Annotated in this window: 16 protein-coding genes; 12 read left to right on the top strand and 4 right to left on the bottom strand. The window is 58.4% G+C overall.

All coding sequences use genetic code 11. From position 1 onward, the window contains the following. Positions 1–144: 144 nt before the first annotated feature. Positions 145–978, bottom strand: coding sequence for an FKBP-type peptidyl-prolyl cis-trans isomerase N-terminal domain-containing protein (locus M8N44_RS07830; protein WP_102728383.1), 834 nt, complete (start codon positions 976–978; stop codon positions 145–147). Between the two features lie 140 nt (positions 979–1,118). Beyond that, on the bottom strand, positions 1,119–1,706 hold the full coding sequence (purN, locus tag M8N44_RS07835; RefSeq protein ID WP_102726386.1) for a phosphoribosylglycinamide formyltransferase: 588 nt from the start codon (positions 1,704–1,706) through the stop codon (positions 1,119–1,121). A gap of 81 nt (positions 1,707–1,787) precedes the next feature. Between purN and M8N44_RS07840 the strand changes: the two genes are divergently transcribed. The 5 genes from M8N44_RS07840 (at position 1,788) to M8N44_RS07860 (ending at position 7,103) form a co-directional block, all read left to right on the top strand. Then, positions 1,788–2,897 (top strand): aminopeptidase, encoded by a 1,110-nt coding sequence (locus M8N44_RS07840; RefSeq protein ID WP_022396034.1) that lies wholly within the window; start codon positions 1,788–1,790, stop codon positions 2,895–2,897. After that, positions 2,894–3,748 carry a phosphodiesterase YaeI gene (gene yaeI, locus M8N44_RS07845; protein WP_102722754.1) on the top strand — a complete coding sequence of 285 codons (855 nt, stop codon included), beginning with the start codon at positions 2,894–2,896 and terminating at the stop codon, positions 3,746–3,748. The genes M8N44_RS07840 and yaeI overlap by 4 nt, the downstream gene beginning before the upstream one ends. An 18-nt stretch (positions 3,749–3,766) precedes the next feature. After that, the gene (locus M8N44_RS07850) at positions 3,767–5,494 is read left to right on the top strand and encodes a cation:proton antiporter (protein ID WP_022396032.1); all 1,728 of its coding nucleotides are present in this window, start codon (positions 3,767–3,769) and stop codon (positions 5,492–5,494) included. A gap of 3 nt (positions 5,495–5,497) precedes the next feature. Next, positions 5,498–6,172 carry a TatD family hydrolase gene (locus tag M8N44_RS07855; RefSeq protein ID WP_022396031.1) on the top strand — a complete coding sequence of 225 codons (675 nt, stop codon included), beginning with the start codon at positions 5,498–5,500 and terminating at the stop codon, positions 6,170–6,172. A gap of 94 nt (positions 6,173–6,266) precedes the next feature. Beyond that, positions 6,267–7,103, top strand: a complete 837-nt coding sequence (locus M8N44_RS07860; protein ID WP_102749493.1) for a hypothetical protein — start codon at positions 6,267–6,269, stop codon at positions 7,101–7,103. A gap of 101 nt (positions 7,104–7,204) precedes the next feature. Here M8N44_RS07860 and M8N44_RS07865 read toward each other — a convergent pair whose 3' ends face one another. Together M8N44_RS07865 and M8N44_RS07870 are read right to left on the bottom strand one after the other, a co-directional pair. After that, positions 7,205–8,005 carry a LamG-like jellyroll fold domain-containing protein gene (locus tag M8N44_RS07865; protein WP_102728381.1) on the bottom strand — a complete coding sequence of 267 codons (801 nt, stop codon included), beginning with the start codon at positions 8,003–8,005 and terminating at the stop codon, positions 7,205–7,207. A 361-nt stretch (positions 8,006–8,366) separates the two neighbouring features. Further along, positions 8,367–8,912 (bottom strand): GNAT family N-acetyltransferase, encoded by a 546-nt coding sequence (locus M8N44_RS07870; protein WP_180973164.1) that lies wholly within the window; start codon positions 8,910–8,912, stop codon positions 8,367–8,369. A gap of 200 nt (positions 8,913–9,112) precedes the next feature. Here M8N44_RS07870 and M8N44_RS07875 point away from each other — a divergent pair, with 200 nt between their 5' ends. The 7 genes from M8N44_RS07875 to M8N44_RS07905 all read left to right on the top strand — a co-directional run bounded on the left by M8N44_RS07875 (position 9,113) and on the right by M8N44_RS07905 (position 15,155). Next, entirely contained in the window at positions 9,113–10,093 is a 981-nt protein-coding gene (locus tag M8N44_RS07875) for a hypothetical protein (RefSeq protein WP_102728379.1), read from the top strand. 23 nt (positions 10,094–10,116) lie between these two features. Further along, positions 10,117–10,365, top strand: a complete 249-nt coding sequence (locus M8N44_RS07880; protein ID WP_102728378.1) for a hypothetical protein — start codon at positions 10,117–10,119, stop codon at positions 10,363–10,365. Further along, the gene (locus M8N44_RS07885) at positions 10,362–10,946 is read left to right on the top strand and encodes a hypothetical protein (protein ID WP_102728377.1); all 585 of its coding nucleotides are present in this window, start codon (positions 10,362–10,364) and stop codon (positions 10,944–10,946) included. Before M8N44_RS07880 ends, M8N44_RS07885 begins: the two co-directional genes overlap by 4 nt. Positions 10,947–11,076: 130 nt before the next feature. Continuing rightward, on the top strand, positions 11,077–11,898 hold the full coding sequence (locus M8N44_RS07890) for an SGNH/GDSL hydrolase family protein (protein WP_146021119.1): 822 nt from the start codon (positions 11,077–11,079) through the stop codon (positions 11,896–11,898). Between the two features lie 87 nt (positions 11,899–11,985). Beyond that, complete coding sequence (trxB, locus tag M8N44_RS07895) at positions 11,986–12,915, top strand: thioredoxin-disulfide reductase (protein ID WP_022396025.1); 930 nt, start codon at positions 11,986–11,988, stop codon at positions 12,913–12,915. A 69-nt stretch (positions 12,916–12,984) separates the two neighbouring features. Next, entirely contained in the window at positions 12,985–14,364 is a 1,380-nt protein-coding gene (locus M8N44_RS07900) for an L-serine ammonia-lyase (protein ID WP_022396024.1), read from the top strand. A 101-nt stretch (positions 14,365–14,465) separates the two neighbouring features. Next, entirely contained in the window at positions 14,466–15,155 is a 690-nt protein-coding gene (locus M8N44_RS07905; RefSeq protein ID WP_022396023.1) for a hypothetical protein, read from the top strand. Positions 15,156–15,259: the final 104 nt, after the last annotated feature.

A 15,259-nucleotide genomic window follows, 5' to 3' on the forward strand; every position in this document is an offset into this window, starting at 1 on the left:
AATACAAGCAAGATATGGAAGTTTAAAGAAGAAGAAGGATTATAAATTCCCAGATTGACCGTTCACCCTCCTGATGAAGGCGGTACCTGCAAAAACAAAAAGGCCGTCCCCTCACGGGAACGGCCCTGGCTTGGAAATCTTACCTTATTGCTGCTGGGCGCCGCTCTGCTTGAGCATCTCCTGGAGCTGTTCCGGGGAAATGCTCATGGGACCGCCCTGGGGAGCCGGGGCTTCCGAAATGCCGTCCAGTTCCAGATCAAAGATGAGCGGGGAATTGGGCTCGATCGGAGCGCCGGGGGTGTTTTCACCGTAGGCCAGCTCGGAAGGGATGTACACGATCCACTTGGAGCCGACGGGCATGGTGGTCAGCGCCTCGGCAAAGCCGGGGATGACCTGGAGGGGAAGTTCCACGGATTTGCCCTTGGTGTCGTCAAACACGGTGCCGTCCAGCAGCGTGCCCTTGTACTTCACCTTGAACATGGGGTTCTTGAACTTCTTCTCGTCAAATTTTTCTTCGCCGCCCTTGTTCACCACCTTGTACTGGAGGCCGGATTTCGTGGTGGTCACGCCTGCCTTCTTGCCGTTTTCCTCCATGAACTTCTTGCTGGCTTCCAGATTGGACTTGGCCTTGGCGGAGATGCGTTCGTCAATCTGCTTCTGGAACGCGTCCAGGGCGGGTTTCAGCTGTTCCTGGTCCTTGGCGGGCTTGCGGACCATGCCGTCCTTGATGCCCTGAAGGAAGGATTCCTGGTCCAGGTCGTCAAAGGTAAGGGTGGGAATGGAGCCGAGCTGCTGTCCGCTCTGGAAACCCAGAAAATAGCCCAGGTCCTTTTTCATCTGTTCGGGAGACACAGTAATTTCTTTCTCTTGTTTGGGTTGGTCGGCCGCCGGAGCTTCGGCAGCCTTTTCTTGCGCGCCCGCCACACCCGCCAGAAGGGCGGAAACGGCAAACAGGGCGATGGAAGGGTTCATCTTCATGGTTGTTTTTTATCCTTTGTTTGAAAAGAGGACTCCTTTTTAACGGATTCCGTTCACAGAACAAGACAAGAGAATCAGTCATCCTGTCATCCGTTCCTCCAGGAGCGGCGGAACGTCCTCCGGTCAAAAGACGCAGCGGGTTATGCGAGCGTTTCCAGAACGCGGGCGATCATGGCGGGATAAAGGGCATGCTCCTGCACCTGAATGCGGGCGTGCAGGCTTTCCGGCGTATCCCCCGGCAGCACGGGCACGCGCGCCTGCCCCAGGATGGGGCCCGTGTCCATGCCGTCATCCACGTAGTGAACGGTGCAGCCGCTTTCCGCCGCACCGGCCTTCACGGCCTGCTCCCAGGCATGAAGGCCGGGGAAGGAAGGAAGGAGGGAAGGATGAATGTTCAGAATGCGGGAAGGGAATTCCTTCAGCAACGGATGCTTCACCAGGCGCATGAATCCGGCCAGGCAAACGCAGTCCACGCCGTATTCCTTCAGGCGCGCGGCGACGGCGGCCTGGGACGCCTCCGGGAATTTGGTTTTAAATCCCCCGCAGTCGATCACCTCCGCCGGGATGCCCCAGGAACGGGCGCGTTCCAGAATGTAGGCGTCCGGATTGTCAGACATCACCACGGCAATTTCCGCCCGGAGGGAGCCGGACCGGATGGCGTCATAAATGGACTGGCAGTTGGAACCGGAACCGGAACCGAGTATTCCTAATTTGGGCAACTTGGACATCCGGGGGATGAAACCACAGTTTTTTGCCCGTGGCAAGTCTCCGGCTTGACAAAAAGGCCCCGGTATTCGCCTAATAAAGGCATGAGAGACACCCGTTTTCAGGCCCTGGCGGCCCAGCTTGCAGGGTATTCCACCACCCTGCGTCCCGGAGACCGGGTTTTGCTGGAATTAACGGATATTCCGGAGGAAATGGGAATAGCCCTTATCCGGGAGGTGCGCGCCGCAGGCGCAATGCCCTTCCTTCGCCTGAACCAGTCCCGGCTGAACCGGGAAATGCTCTCCGGAGCCACGGAGGAGCAATACGGCATCATCGGCCGCCACCGCCTGGCGGAAATGGAGGAGATGGACGCCTATATAGAAATACGCGGCGGCGGGAACGCCTTTGAGCTGTCCGCCGTTCCCCAGAAGAATATGGCCGTTGCCATGAAGGCCCTGAACCCCGTCTCCCAGAGGCGCATCCGCCACACGCGCTGGTGCGGGCTGCGCTGGCCGTCAGAGGGAATGGCCCAGCAGGCCGCCATGAGCACGGAAGAGTTTGAGGATTTCTATTTCCGCACCTGCCTGATGGATTACGGCGCCCTGCGCCCCGCCATGCAGAAGCTGGCCGCCATGATGGAGGCGGCGGAACACGTGCGCATCACCGGACCGGGAACGGACATTTCCTTTTCCATCAAGGGGCTGCCCGCCATCCCGTGCGCGGGGGAATGCAACCTGCCGGACGGGGAGGTGTTCACCGCACCCGTCATTGACAGCGCCAACGGCCGCATTTCCTTCAACACCCCGAGCCTGTTCCAGGGTATTCCCTTTGACAACATCAGCCTGACGCTGGAAAACGGCCTGGTGGTGCATGCGGAGGCGGGGGACAAGACCGCGGAGCTCAACTCCATTCTGGATACGGACCCCGGCGCGCGGCGGCTGGGGGAATTCGCCTTTGGCGTCAATCCGGCCATCACCCGCCCCATGCGCAACATCCTGTTTGACGAGAAAATCTCCGGCTCCTTCCACCTGACGCCGGGACAGGCCTACCACGTGGCGGACAACGGCAACCAGTCCCGCATCCACTGGGACATGGTATGCATCCAGACGGCAGCAGCCGGCGGAGGCGATATTTACCTGGACGGCGTCCTGGTGCGCCGCAACGGCTTGTTCACCATGCCGGAACTGGCTATTCTCAATCCCGCCCAATCATGACTACGGACTCCACCCCCTCCAAAAAACGCTCCCTGCTCCGCAAACTCCTGTACGCAGCCGCGGCAGTCATTCTGCTGGGTTCCCTGCTGGCCTCCTACATGAACTGGGAGGCCAACCATCTGGAATTCAGTGAAAACACCGCTCCAGCGGGCTGCGTTCCGGGACTTTCCGGACTGCGCATCCTGGTGCTGTCAGACGTCCACACCAATCTTCCCCTGCTGGAAAAAGCGGCGGCCATGGCGGAACAGGCCAGGCCGGACATGATCGTGTTCCTGGGAGACCTGTACACGGATTTTCTGCGGGCCACCCACGCAGGAGACTACATCACGCAGATGAAACGGCTCTCTTCCATCGCCCCGGCCTACGCGTGCCTGGGCAACCATGACATGGCCCTGGTGGACAACGTGGAGCGCATCCTGAAGGAAGGCGGTTTCACCCTGCTGAGGAATTCCGCAGCCTTCGTCACCATCCCCAGGCTGGGGAACGCGGAGTTCAAGCTGGTGGGACTGGGAGACCTGCGCGAGGGGGACTTCTTTCCGGACCGGTGCATGAGTCCGCGGGAATTGGGGGAAGAATCCGTGATGCCCACCATCGTCCTGAGCCACAACCCCAAGGGGAGGGAATTGCTGGGCGGCTATCACTGGAACCTGATGCTCTCCGGCCATACGCACGGCGGCCAGATCAAACTGCCCTTCTTTTCCACCCCCCTGCTGACGTCAGAGGGGGAAACGATGTACTCCGGCTTCCATCCTTATGAAGACAAGCAGGTCTTCGTCACCCGCGGCATAGGCTACATAGGGCCGGGACGCTTCAACTGCCCGCCGGAAATCAACCTCATCACCATTCCGTAGCCCCTTTTCCCGACCGCCATGGTTCTCTCTCTGCTGGCTTCCGGAGGCCCCAACGCCGCGCCTCCCTTCTTCACCCTGCTCACCGTCGTCTTCATGGGCATCATTGCGATTGCCCTCATTCTGGCCCATTTCCGGCAGTCCCTGCTGGCGGGCTACTTCATCTGCGGGGTGATTCTGGCCAACTGCGGCATCCTGGACCACATCCCCAATTCCGACGTCAGCATCCAGGCCCTTTCCGAGGTGGGCATCATCCTGCTCATGTTCACGCTGGGCCTGGAATTTTCCATTGACGAGCTCAAGCACCTGCGGAAAACGGCCCTGGTCGGCGGCGGCATTCAGATGTTCATCTGCACCGCCGCCTTCGGCCTGGGGCTCCATTACGCCACGGGCATGGATATGAGCCATTCCCTGACAGTCGGGGCCATCATGGGCCTTTCCTCCACGGCGGTGGCGCTGAAATCCTTCCAGGAATTCGGCCTGAGCGGCACCTCCGGGGCAAAAATGGCGGTAGGCATCGCCCTGTTCCAGGACATTGCCGCCATCATGCTGGTAGCGATCATGCCGCAGATCTTCGCCGCCACGCCCGACTCCTGGGAAACCGCTCTCAACATCGGCATGGCCGTCCTGCGGGGGCTCGTCTTCCTGGGGGCCGCATGGCTGATCGGCCACTACCTGCTCCCGCGCATCATGCTGGCCGTGGCCCGGACCAAGAGCCGGGAGCTCTTCACCCTGATGGTCTTCGCCATCTGTTCCGGCATCGCCATGCTCGCCAGCCTGCTGGGCCTGAGCATTGCGCTGGGGGCCTTCACCGCCGGGCTTTTCGTCAGCAGCTCCTACTACAGCCACCGCGTCCTCAGTGAAGTGCTCCCCTTCAAGGACCTTTTCCTGACCATCTTCTTCGTTTCCGCCGGGCTGCTGATTGACATTGACGACCTGTGGGAGCACATCGGCCATGTGGCGACCTTCGCCGCCTTTGTCCTCGCGATCAAATTCGTGGCCTGCATCGTGGCCGCAAGCTTCCTGAAAATCCCCGGTCGCATGGGCATCATGGCCTCCACCGCGCTGACCAACGTGGGGGAATTCTCCCTGGTGCTCATTCCCTTCATGCAGGAAATCACCCCCATTCCGGCGCTGGTGACCACCAATGTGTACGCCATTGCAGCCGTCTCCATGGGCATGACGCCCCTGCTGATGAAGGCGGCGCGGAAGCTCACCCCCCTGCTGGTGCGCATTCCGGGCCTGAAGACAAAAAGGGAACGCCTCAGCGTGGAAACCATGATCACGCGCGTGGAGGGAATCAAGAACCACGCCATCATCTGCGGCTACGGTCCCGTAGGCAGGAGGCTGCATGAAAGCCTGTCCCAGTACGGCATCCCCTGCATCATCATCGACCTGAACGCGGACACCGTCAAGACCCTGCTCAATGACGGCCATCTGGCCTTCCTGGGGGACATCCAGCACCAGATCACCATGGACCTGGCGGGAATCCGCACCGCACGGCTGATCGCCTTCACGTTCCCGGACCCCGCCCCGGCCCTGTCCACCTACATGCAGATCAAGGGCGCCAACGCGAACATCACGGTGATAGCCCGCGCCAAATTCCGTTCGGAAGTGGCTTCCCTGCATCATGCGGGCATCGCCAACGTCATCCATGATGAAATGGAAACGGGCGCCGCCGCGGTGCGCCTGGCAAAGCTGAGCTTTGATATTATTGAACCCGCAGACGCGCCCACGCTGTCCCATTAAACAATGACGAATCTTCCGGACGCCCACACCCACCCCGCTCCTGCCGCACCCGGCACGGCGCCGCGCTTCATCTGCGGCACCTCCCCGGCGGACTGGGAGCAGGTGGCCCTTCTGGCGGAACGGGATAAAAACGTCACGCCTTTCTTCGGCATTCATCCCTGGCGCCTGAACCCGGCTGCATGGAAGGAGGAAATGCGCCTGCTGGAATCCTTCCTGAAAAAATTCCCCCGTGCGGGCATTGGGGAAACGGGGCTGGACAAGTGCCGCCGCGGCATTCCGGGGCTGCCCCTACAGCGGGAAGCGCTGAAACAGCACCTGGAGCTGGCCGCGCGCCTGAACCGCCCCGCCGCCCTGCACTGCTGCCGCGCGTGGGGCACGCTGGCAGGAATGCTGAAGGAATATCCCCGGCTGAAAGCCGTGCTGCACGGCTGGACGGGTGCCCTGAACCCCGGCGCGCAGCTCCCTTCCGGCAACTGGCTTCTCTCCGTGGGGCCTCGTGAAATGGATCGCCCGGGCCTCCTTTCCTCCATCCCGCTCCATCGGCTGGCGCTGGAATCGGACGAACACCCGGAGGCCTTGCCGGAGCTTTACCGGAACGCCGCGCAAGCCCTCTCCATGAAAGAGGAAGAACTGGCCGCCCTGGTTGCGGACAATATGGAGAGAATCTCCGCCCGCTAGCCGCCGGAAGGCGCAACGCCCTGCCGGAACGCGGGTGGCAGGAAACAGCGGCTTTTTTCCTTGGCAGGCTCCTGCCGCCGGCTATCATGCGGGCATGGGCCTTTTTCAGGATCAAACCAGTTCTCTGTCGGAAATCAAGCGGCTTGCCGCCCTCGTCATGGATCCCTCGCGCAGGGATGAAATCGGTCCGGACCAGTGGCCCCTGGCCATGATCGCCTATGGGCTGGTCACCTGCAATGAAATGGGCAGGGAAGAAGAAGGCGTCACCATTTACAACATCTTCCAGTCCTGCTGCGCACCGGACGCGCGGCGCAAATGCGCGCTGCAACTGGCCACCTTCATCCGCCAGCGCAAGGGGGACGGATGGCGGGCCCTCCTGCCCTTCTCCATGACGGATGAGGCCCCGGACATCCGCCGTCAGGCCTCCTTCCTGATTTACACGCTGGCCTCCCCCAAACCGGAGGAACGCTTTCCCGGAATCGCCGGGCTGGCAGACATCATCTGTGCGAATCCGCTACCCGGCCAAGCGAGCATGGCCCCAGCGCTGGACGCCCTGATGAGCCTGGGCGACATGCGGTTTGCCCCTTATCTGGCCTCCATCTCCAAAAAACTTCCTTCCGAACGCCTCGCGGACCTGCTGGCCGGAACGGAAGCCATTCCCACGGACCTGGGCTGCGGATGGCTGCTGGATGTTCTGGACGAACGTCCGGAGCTTTCCTCCGCCATTGCAGCGGTACTGGCCGGAATGCCGTCCAGGGCCGGAGAAGTCCTGGATGTGGTGGTGCCCATCCCCTCCTGGCAATTCACCAACTCCGCCGTTCAGCCGCTCCATTCCTGGAGCATTCCCGAATACCGGCTGCGCATGAGGGAACGGCTTTCCAGGCGCCTTGGACCGGAAGAACAGGAAGCCGTTGACCGGGCATGGAGCTGATTCTCCGCGCCCTGCGGACCAAGGCCCACTTCGTTTATAAATTAAAAGAGCCGTTCCACGGAAATGAGGAACGGCTCTTTTAATGTTCAGAAAAACCAAGCTCAGGCACGTTTGCGGCGCACCAGGAGCGCCGTCAGCCCGAGAAGCCCCAGCGTAGCGGTGGCCGGTTCCGGGATGGACAAGGGCATGCCGTGCGTATCCAGGTAGGCAAAATCGTTTCCGTTCAACACGCTGTCGTACACAGCCAGGTTATCGACGAAAAGGCCGTTGGCCCCAGGATTGTGATCCCCGCTCCCCTTGATGCTGGTAACCTTGGAATCACCGGAAAGACTCGTCGTGACCGTTTTGACAAGCTCGCCATCGTGGTAAACCTGCATCTCATTTCCCTTGAACGTCAGTCCAAGGTAGTTCCATGTATCATCAGAAGCAGCAAACAACTCGGTTCCGTCCGGAATTCCGATATTCCCCCCGTTGTAAATCACCCATTTATTGGCGGCCGTCATCTCCACCCTGATCGTCGTGCCCGCTATCGTCATGGAAAAAGCATCCTTCCAGTCAGCACTGGAAGAACTGTAATACATGTGGATGCCCACGCTGAAACCGGTGGCAAAATTCAGGCCGTCAATGCCATTGGTGCTGGTGATGTTGAACGTTCCACCGTTGGGACAGTGGGAATAACCGCCGTCCGTCATGGGTGTAATACTATTACTCCAATTGATGTACCCGGTCGTTTTTGAAATGGCAGTGGAACCGCTTCCCAGATTGATGAAATTCTGATTGCTCCCAAGCTGGTTGAAATCCAGTCCGTACAACAGGGAAGAAGCCTGTACGCCGGAAATGAGGCATAAGGCTGCCGCCACTGCCGTTCCCTTGAAAGTTAAATGGCCATGGGGATTGAACATGCGTCCACTGAAACGGATAACAAATCCGGTATTTGAAAAAAACAAGCAGTAAATGATGAAATAAATTGAAATAGAACAAGGAACCGCCTGTTCTTTTTCTTAAAGAAGCGTTTTTAAGGAAGGCCGCCGCTCTATTAAAAGAGAAATATAAATCTTTACTTATCAAAAATACACGCTTGACACCGGATTTGTTATCCGTTGGCAAATCATTCCCCATCATACTCAATCCTCCCGGCATTTTGAACGCACGGAAACGATGTGACAGGATCAGGAAATAAAAACCAATACGCTAAAACGGAAAGGAAGAAGACGCCGGATTCAACAGCTCTTTTTCTGGCGGGCCCTTTTCCCGGAAATGCGCCTACCTCGCCACCACGTGATTGTGGTGGAAATCAACAAAGCTCCGGTACGTTTCCTCGTCCAGCAAGGTTTCATGCGTCATCAGCAGGAGGGGGAAAGGCTTCCCTTCATCCGTATAAGGGGCATGAATGTAATCAAACTGGGGATTGGGCACAAAGCCGTGCCGCTGGTAAAACCCCAGGCGGCGGCGTGAAATCCCGTCCTCCGGAGGATCAATCTCCAGAATAACCTTGTGGGGAAAAGCGTCCCTCAATTCTTCCAGAATCCTTTGGCCGGCGCCCTGTCCGCGCAGGGAGGCATCCACGGCGAAATATTCCAGATACACGAATGCCTCACGCTGCCAGCTCACCAGCATGGCAACCACCCGGCCTGCCCCGTTTAAAAATACCTCATAACAAAAGCCCGGGTCTTGAAACGCCAGCGGAAAATCCTGGACGCGCCGCTGTTCGTGCACCGGAAAACTTGTCCGGTAAATATCCAGGGAATCCAGGAATAGAGGATCATCCACTCCCGTCGCACGGTGCTTGGTCAGCGATTCAGGCTTCATGCCCCATATCCAACCACACCCGTCTTCCTTCGGCAAGGCTCCCGGAAAAACTTCCCCAGTCATGCAACAACGTGGCCAGACTTAACCCATTCACCTTCCAGACGATTCACCACTTTTCTAACATATTATATAAACCGTTGACAATAAATAAAATAAGAAGATAGAGTGATAAGAGTGCAGAAATAGTTCATCCATCCTCCATGTTTACACCGATTCTCCGCCTTTTATTTCTTCTGCTGTTCCTGATATTTCCGGGAGGCGCCAATACGGTTCTTCATGCGGAAGAAACTCCAGACATGGACGACTGCTCCCTGTATATTGAATCAAAGACGGATGTGGCGTCCGCCCAATGCATGATTGACGGAGGAAACCAGGAGGACGACAAAAAACGGACTGATGTGGGTATTGGAGAAGAAGTTGAACTGACCGTGACCGGGAAGCGGTTAAAAGAGGTGGATTTGGATTCCATAGAATGGACCATGGAACCGGATAATCTGGCCACCGTTGAAAAATCGGAGGATGGAGATAATCAGGCAATTCTAACCTTCAACAAGGATATTACTGAAAACAAGATTCTTACAATCCGAGTCAAAACAAATCTCGACGAAGAACTGCCGGAGAGAAAACCTCTGATTCTTCATATTTTTATTCCATCTGAAATCATGGCAGTACATACGGGGAAACGAATGCCCAAGTGTGCAGCAGATGGAGAAAAAGACCATGCGGGAGCATCCACCGTCCTGGATTTAACCCTGCATCCATTAAAAGTGAGTTTCAGTAATATCGCCTTCATTGAACGGGCGAATGATCCGGAAGGATTCAAACCGGAACATGATCCCGGCGCCGTTTTGTTCCGCCCCAACGCCAAAAACAAGGCAATTCCCAGTGACTATATCGGATGGAAGTTTAAACCCGGAATTCGATTGCCCCAATTGCAGGCTTCCAATCTTCCCAAGCCCTTTTCATGGGCATGCGGCTGGCATGTCCGTTCCGGTGACAAGGGCTGCCTTCTGATTCATGGCAAACCCTATCCCCAGGATTTTAATTTCACTTATGACGGAGAAGAAACCGATGAGAATTCTCCAACCAAAGGATTACAAAACGTCAAAGTAACCGTCTCCAAATTCCGCCGCACCGTGACACGCAGTACGACAGGCAAAGTGCTTCATACCAACTCATAAATAATCCTTTTCCATATCATTCCATGAACCCTGTTTATGTACCTATTCTCCTGGCTTGGACGGCCCTCCTTTTGTTCCATTCTCCCGCTTTCTCCGATATCCGCCTGCCCATTCCCTCAGCCACCAGGAACCTTAACAAGCAGAACACGAAACTGCTCCAACTTAAAAGACTGCTCGACGAGGACAGCATCATTCCCTTCTACCAGGAAGCCGACAAAATGCTGAAGGAGGCCAGCCTTTACAGAAAAAAAATGTCACTCCACAGGAATTGACCGACGGCCTCTTCCTGTGCCGCCTGATTGCGACCGCGCCATTCATCGACGTTAACCGGCACAGCAACGTCATGTGGCTGATGAACCACACTAACCTGGACTATAAAGTTAAAGATTTCATGTCCCGGAGCATGCCGCTAGCCGCCTTAACGGACAAGCATTCCACCTTGCCGGAAAAGGAGGAAGCGCTGCGGTTTTTTCTAACAGCGAGAGCACTGGTTCTCCAGCAATTCCGGAGCAGTTTCGATCACGCCTTTGAGGCCACCTGGATCTGTTCGGAAATGCTTCTGGACCATGCCCCCCAGCTCACCGGCGACCGGGAAGCAGCCGGCGAATTCGCCAACAGGCTCGCGACCAACGAGGCAAGAAACAATAAACTTAAGAACATCATACCCAGAAGGGAAAGAATATTCGTCCGCGAATTAATGCAGTGCTTCCCGACCAAAGCGGTGGAAGTCAAAAAATACCTCCGCATGGCCGGCTACGGCGACAAGGATATCCCCGCCCTGCTTGACAGAACCGTCGGCAGGATTCCTGAAGCCCGGTACCTGTACAAGGGTTTGCCGAAACGGAAGGATTGAACGCTTCCCCTTCATCTCCATTCAATTCACGTTTTACCTGATGCATAAAGAGAAGTGGCGTGCTTCATGAAATCCATTTGAAGTTTCATTCCGGAAACATTAGAATTCAGCTAAAGCCATGATGCCGCCCATGAAAATTTTCCCGCTGCTGTTTTTCACCTGGGCAGCTTTTCCATGCACCCTCCAGGCGCAGGAAAAACCGCAAGGGGAAAGCCCCTGGCCGCGCTGTGCCCCTGCACGTTCCGGGAGCCATATTCTTTTCCTGGGAAACAGCTATACGTTTTTCAACCGCATGCCCGCCATGGTCAAGGCCATGGCTGACACCAAAGGACTGCGGCCGGACGTGCACATGCACGCGGCTCCGGCAGCCTCCTTCCAGTCCCACTGGAATGACGGGCGCGCCCGTGAAAAGCTGGAAGGAACGGCCTGGGACTTCGTCATTCTCCAGGACCAGAGCGCCACTCCCGTCGTGGCCCCGGAGCGGACCATGGAATTCGGCGGCAAATGGTGCTCCCAGGTACGCGCCGCCCAGGGAACGCCCGTCCTGATGCTGACGTGGGGAAGAAAGGACGCCTCCGGCGTTCCGGACCCGCAGGAGCAAAAAGCCCTCCTCGCCACGTATTTGAATCTCGCCCGGAAGGAAAAAGCCGCCGTGGCCCCTGTGGGAATTGCCTGGGAAAACTGCCTCAAACGCCATCCCGGAATTGCCCTGTACCAGGCGGACGGCCAGCACCCAACGGAGGCGGGAAGCTACCTGGCGGCCTGCGTGATGTACTGCACCCTGTTCGGAAAGTCTCCGCTGGGCCTCCCGGCCAAACTGTCCCTGAAAGGAGTGCGGCTGTGCAGCCTTCCCGCAGACAGGGCCAAAATACTGCAAACCGTCGCCAGGGATACGTGCAAACAGCTCTTTTCCTCTTCTGCCGGAAACCGCCCCGGAGCCGCAGGGCCATAGGCCGCCGCTCTGCTGCCGCATAGCGCAAAATCTACTCGCAAAACGGGCGCCGTTCCTTTAACCTTGCGGCGATCACTTACACATATTATGAGCGAACAAGTCATTATCATCGGCGCAGGCTGCGCAGGCTACACGGCGGCCATTTACACCGCCCGCGCCAATCTCTCTCCGCTTCTCATTACGGGCTCCCAGATCGGCGGCCAGCTGACCACCACCACGGAGGTGGAAAATTTCCCGGGCTTTCCGGACGGCGTGATGGGGCCGGACCTGATGTTCCTGATGCAGCAGCAGGCGGAAAAGTTCGGCACCCGGTTTGCGTATGAAGACGTCAAGAGCGTCATCAGGGATGAAGCCACCGGGCTGTTCACCGTGAAGACCAGCGGCCAGAATTACGAAGCCCGCAGCATCATCGTGGCTACGGGAGCTTCCGCCCGCTACCTGGGCATACCCGGGGAGGAAGGGCTGGTAGGCCACGGCCTCACCGCCTGCGCTACCTGTGACGGAGCCTTTTACCGGGACGTGCCCGTGTGCGTGGTGGGCGGAGGAGACAGCGCCTGTGAAGAAGCCATGTTCCTGACGCGCTTCGCCTCCAGGGTGTACCTGATCCACCGCCGGGACACGCTCCGCGCCTCCAAAATCATGGCGGAGCGCACGCTGTCCAATGAAAAGATTTTCCCCATGTGGAATTCCACCATCGTGAGCTACAAGACGGACGACAAGGGAGAACTGGAGGCCGTCATGCTGAAGGACCTGGTGGAAGGGGATGTAACGGAACTGCCCGTCAAGTGCGTCTTCATGGCGATCGGCCACACGCCGAATACGTCTTTCCTGGGGGATCTGGTAGACCGGGACGACGCCGGCTACATCATCCGGGAACCCGGCCTGATGGCGACCAAGACGCCGGGCCTGTTCGCCGCCGGAGACGTGGCGGACCCTCACTACCGCCAGGCCATTTCCTCCGCCGGCATGGGCTGCGGCGCCGCCATTGAAGCGGAACGCTACCTGCTGGGGCTGTAAGCCCATCTTCCGGAACGGGGCGGAGTTTCCGCGGGAAATTCCGCCCCGCCCCGCTACAGGAAAACGGACATGCACCATTACAGCATTTTTGAGCTTTTCAGCATCGGGATAGGACCATCCTCCTCCCATACCGTAGGCCCCATGCGGGCGGCGCACCGTTTTCTGGAACAGATACGCCATTCCCCCCGGCTGCCGGAAATCACGGGCATCCGCTGTGAATGCTACGGCTCCCTGGCGGCCACCGGCCACGGGCACGGCACGGACACGGCCATCATGCTGGGCCTGCTGGGGGAAGAGCCCCACACGGTGGAGCCGCGCAGCATTCCCGGAAAAATCGCCCGCCTGCACCAGCAGGAAACGCTCCCTGTCACGGAGGAAAAAACCGTCCGTTTCTCCCCCACCCGCGACCTGGACCTTTCCCACTACCAGCCTCTGCGCCTGCACCCGAACGGGATGCTGTTCACCGCAGTCAACCAGGAGGGAGAACCGGTGGAAGACGCCGTGTTTTATTCCACGGGGGGCGGCTTCGTCGCTTCCGAGCAGGAGCTTCTGCATCCGGAGGAACCGGACCGGGAGCCGTTCCCCCTCCCCTATGAATCCGCGGAAGAACTGCTGCGCATGGCGGATGAACGGGAATGCCCCCTCTCCTCCATCGTCATGGCCAATGAATGCGCCCTGCTTCCGGAACGGGAAGTCCGTGAAAAGTTGAACCTGATCTGGGCCACCATGAAGCAGTCCATTTCCAGCGGCATGAGCGCGCGCGGCAACCTGCCGGGCGTCCTGCAAGTGCCCCGCCGCGCCAAGACGCTCCGCAAATCCCTTCTGGTGCATGGAGAATCGGCCCTGAAAGACCCTCTCTCCATCATGGACTGGATCAACCTGTACGCCATTGCCGTGAGTGAGGAAAACGCGGCCGGCGGCCGCATCGTCACCGCCCCCACCAACGGAGCGGCGGGGATTGTTCCGGCGGTTCTCAACTACGCCACCAAATTCTGCGTTTCACCGTATCCGGACGCCGTGCATCGCTTCCTGCTCACCGCGGGTGGCATCGCCATCCTGTACAAGAAAAACGCCTCCATCTCCGGCGCGGACGTCGGCTGCCAGGGGGAGGTGGGCGTGGCCTGCTCCATGGCCGCGGCCGCGCTTGCGGAGTACCTGGGAGGAACGCCCCACCAGGTGGAAAACGCCGCGGAAATAGGCATGGAACACAATCTGGGCCTCACCTGCGACCCGATCGCTGGGCTCGTCCAGATACCCTGCATTGAACGCAACGCCATCGCCGCCATCAAGGCCATCAACGCCGCCCGCATTGCCCTGGGCGGCACGGGCGCCCACTTCGTCCCTCTGGACAAAGTCATCCGCACCATGCTGGATACCGGAAGGGACATGCAGTCCAAATACAAGGAAACCGCCCAGGGCGGCCTGGCCGTGAACGTGGTGAATTGCTAAAGGGAAACGGAAATCATCCCATGGGATTCCATGTGCGTCTGTTCCGGTAAAAAACACTCCGGCGGGTTGACAGACACGGGGAGCAAAGGTAGGGTGCGGGCATGTTTTCACGCCTTTTTCTCGCTCTGGCCCTGCTGGCGGGCGGCACGGGACTGTCCCATGCCGTCCACGTCGTCATGTGCGGCGGTCCCGCCCTCAGACAATGGGAAGGACTGAGAATACAGCCTGACAGGCATGACAACTGGTGGGCCAACTTTGTAAGGGCCTCCACCATCCGCATCGCCCAGATCCAGCAGAAGGACCCCTCCGCCAGAATCACCTGGATCGTTTACCGTCCGGGCTATGCGACACGGGGCAGGGAGGACGGCAAGCCCTATACCCGCTGGATTGCCGACCTGGCTTCCAAGTACAAGATCAAGCTCGTCTGGGTGGACAGCGCGGACCAGGCCATCCGGGCGCTGAATTCCTCCCCGCGCTTCCGCGGAGACTTCGTGGAATCCTTCTACTACTTCGGCCATTCCAACTGTTTTGCGTGGATGCTGGACTACGGCAACAACATCATGGCCGTCTCCACGGAATGGATTCACGAAACAGACCTGAACCGCATCCGCCGGGACATTTTCACCCCGCGGTCCGACTGCTGGAGCTTCGGCTGCTACACGGGGGCCAGCATGTCCGGCTGGTGGAAGCGCATCGTGGGCGTTCCCCTCTGGGGCAACACGGAATCCACCCGCTACGGCCCTGTCTCCGACGGCAGGCTGCCGGAAGGCGTGGGCAAATGGGTTAAATAGGCATGTAATAGTTAACAGTGAATAGTTAATATTGTTTATACCTTGCATATTGACCTGCGCTGTTCATCTGCTGCCGATCCCGTATTGCCTTTCCGGGAAAAAAC

Source organism: Akkermansia massiliensis (assembly GCF_023516715.1).
GTDB lineage: Bacteria > Verrucomicrobiota > Verrucomicrobiia > Verrucomicrobiales > Akkermansiaceae > Akkermansia > Akkermansia massiliensis.

Bases quoted from the DNA above. Each gene is read 5' to 3' on its own strand.
- M8N44_RS07830 (WP_102728383.1), bottom strand. From the start codon at position 978: ATGAAGATGAACCCTTCCATCGCCCTGTTTGCCGTTTCCGCCCTTCTG.
- purN (WP_102726386.1), bottom strand. From the start codon at position 1,706: ATGTCCAAGTTGCCCAAATTAGGAATACTCGGTTCCGGTTCCGGTTCC.
- M8N44_RS07840 (WP_022396034.1), top strand. From the start codon at position 1,788: ATGAGAGACACCCGTTTTCAGGCCCTGGCGGCCCAGCTTGCAGGGTAT.
- yaeI (WP_102722754.1), top strand. From the start codon at position 2,894: ATGACTACGGACTCCACCCCCTCCAAAAAACGCTCCCTGCTCCGCAAA.
- M8N44_RS07850 (WP_022396032.1), top strand. From the start codon at position 3,767: ATGGTTCTCTCTCTGCTGGCTTCCGGAGGCCCCAACGCCGCGCCTCCC.
- M8N44_RS07855 (WP_022396031.1), top strand. From the start codon at position 5,498: ATGACGAATCTTCCGGACGCCCACACCCACCCCGCTCCTGCCGCACCC.
- M8N44_RS07860 (WP_102749493.1), top strand. From the start codon at position 6,267: ATGGGCCTTTTTCAGGATCAAACCAGTTCTCTGTCGGAAATCAAGCGG.
- M8N44_RS07865 (WP_102728381.1), bottom strand. From the start codon at position 8,005: ATGTTCAATCCCCATGGCCATTTAACTTTCAAGGGAACGGCAGTGGCG.
- M8N44_RS07870 (WP_180973164.1), bottom strand. From the start codon at position 8,912: ATGAAGCCTGAATCGCTGACCAAGCACCGTGCGACGGGAGTGGATGAT.
- M8N44_RS07875 (WP_102728379.1), top strand. From the start codon at position 9,113: ATGTTTACACCGATTCTCCGCCTTTTATTTCTTCTGCTGTTCCTGATA.
- M8N44_RS07880 (WP_102728378.1), top strand. From the start codon at position 10,117: ATGAACCCTGTTTATGTACCTATTCTCCTGGCTTGGACGGCCCTCCTT.
- M8N44_RS07890 (WP_146021119.1), top strand. From the start codon at position 11,077: ATGAAAATTTTCCCGCTGCTGTTTTTCACCTGGGCAGCTTTTCCATGC.
- trxB (WP_022396025.1), top strand. From the start codon at position 11,986: ATGAGCGAACAAGTCATTATCATCGGCGCAGGCTGCGCAGGCTACACG.
- M8N44_RS07900 (WP_022396024.1), top strand. From the start codon at position 12,985: ATGCACCATTACAGCATTTTTGAGCTTTTCAGCATCGGGATAGGACCA.
- M8N44_RS07905 (WP_022396023.1), top strand. From the start codon at position 14,466: ATGTTTTCACGCCTTTTTCTCGCTCTGGCCCTGCTGGCGGGCGGCACG.